At 75.2% G+C, this 2,130-nt stretch carries 1 protein-coding gene; it reads right to left on the bottom strand.

All coding sequences use genetic code 11. The features are described from left to right. A partial coding sequence (locus HW577_RS24095) for a DEAD/DEAH box helicase (RefSeq protein WP_198378636.1) occupies positions 1-2,130 on the bottom strand: 2,130 nt, incomplete at both ends.

The raw sequence follows: 2,130 nt of genomic DNA, 5'->3' as shown, positions 1-2,130 counted from the left end.
GCGCGCGACGGGCTCCTTGCCCGCCGCCGCCACGGCCTCCGCGATGGCCGCGCCGATCGGGCTGCCATCGGCGCCGCCGCCCTGGCGCGGGGCATCCGCGGGTGCCGCGGCGAAGGCGAGGAAGGTCTTCAGCGCCGCCACGCCCCGCCCCGCCGCGCGTTCGGTGTCGATGTCGTCGGCGCCGATGCCGGAGAAGACGATGCAGCGCTTCTTGGCCCGCGTGATCAGCACGTTGAGCCGCCGCTCGCCGCCCTCGGCGCTGAGCGGGCCGAAGCGCATGGCGAGCCGGCCATCCTTGTCCCGGCCATAGCCGACCGAGATCAGGATCGCGTCGCGCTCGTCGCCCTGCACGTTCTCGAGGTTCTTCACGAAGAAGGGCTCGTCGGCGTGGTCGGCGAAGAAGGCGTCGGCGGAAGGATCGGCGCGGCGCGCGGCCTCGATCGCGTCCAGGATCGCGTCGCGCTGCTTGATCGAGAAGGCGGCGACGCCGAGCGTGTCGCCGGGCGTCTCCTTCGCGTGGCGCATCACCGCCTGGGCGATCGCCTCGGCTTCCGCACGGTTGACGCCCTCCCCCGTCTCCCAGGCGCCGTCGATGCGCACCAGGCCGAGGCCGAGCGCGGCCGAGCGCGGCCGGGGGGACGGCAGCACCAGCAGCCGGTTCTCGTAGAATTCGGCGTTGGAGGTGGCGATCAGGCTTTCGTGCCGCGACCGGTAGTGCCAGCGCAGCATGGCGCGCGGGATGCCGCGCGCGTTGCACAGGCCGAGGATGCTCTCGACATCCCGCGCCGCGACGGCATCGGGCGCGTCCTCCGGCGCCGTCTCGTCATCCTCGCCGGTCATGCGCTGGAAGAAGCGGGTCGGCGGCATCTGCCGGTCGTCGCCCACCACCACCACCTGGCGGCAGCGGGCGATCGCACCCAGTGCATCGACGGGTTCGACCTGCGACGCCTCGTCGATCACCAGCAGGTCGAAGGTCAGCCCTGGGCGCAGCCCGTGCGGCGGGGCGAGGAACTGCGCCACCGACAGCGGGCTCATCATGAAGATGGGCTTCGCCGCCTGCACGGCGGGCGCGGCGCGGAGCAGCAATTCGCGCACCGGCAGGTGGCCGCGCTTCTTCTCCATCTCCCCGCGGATCACGGTCATGCCCGCCATGCCGTCGCGCACCTGCCTGACGCGCTCGGCATGTGCGCGCGCGGCCTCGGCGCGGGTCAGGGCGATGCGCGCGCGGTCGGCGTCGCGGAACTCGGCGACGGTGCGGTCATAGGCCGGCGCGTCGAAGGCGGCGAGGTCGGGGAAGCGCGCCGAGGCCGCGCGCAGCAGCCCTTCATGCAGCGCGTAGGCGAAGGCGTCCTCGGCGCCCTCCGGCGCCAGGCGGCCATCCTGCAGGCGCTCGACCACCGGCTCGATGCCGCGCGCCTCGGCCAGCGCGCGTCGCCAGCCCTGCCAGAGCGGCAGCGCATCGGGCCGCGAGGCCCATTCGCCGAGGCGGTCGGACAGCGCGGCGAAGGACGGGTCGGCGGTGCCGAAGGCGGCCAGCGCATCGAGGCCCGTCGCCTGCTTCACCTCGGCCCAGGCGGTCGCGGCCGCCTCCAGCATCGCGGCATCGGCGGCGGGTGCCGGCGCGGCCAGCGCGGCTGCGGCTTCCGCGCCATGCTTCTGGCGCCAGAGGATGAGCGCGGAAAGGGCGGAGGGATCGGTCTCCTCCCCCCGCCAGAGGCTGCCGAAGGCGGCCGCGCCGAGCGCATTGCCGTGGCGGACGCGCGCCCGCGCCTCCTGCCCCGTGATCGCCGCTTCCAGCGCGGCGACGGGGTCGGCGCCGTCGCGCACCACCCGGGCCGCGACCTCCTGCGCCGCGCGGCGGCCGGAATTGAGGAAGCCGAAGAAGCCACCGGAGGAGGCGAGGCCGGCGCGTGCTTCCGCCAGCCCCGGCACGTCGAGCGCACCGGGCTTGAGCCGCGCGTCGCGCGTCGCGATGGCCAGCCGCGCGACGGCTTCCGTCAGCGCGACCAGCGGCGCGGGATCGGCGCGCCAGGCCGCACTTGCCATCGCCGCCTTGTCATGCGCCGGGGCTTCGCGCAGCGCGGCGGCGGATTTCAGCCGCGCTGCGATGGCAGCCGGGCCGGTCGCGGG

The organism is Neoroseomonas rubea (assembly GCF_016106015.1).
In the GTDB taxonomy this organism is placed as follows: Bacteria; Pseudomonadota; Alphaproteobacteria; order Acetobacterales; family Acetobacteraceae; genus Neoroseomonas; species Neoroseomonas rubea.
This window is presented reverse-complemented; position numbering and strand designations above follow the sequence as displayed.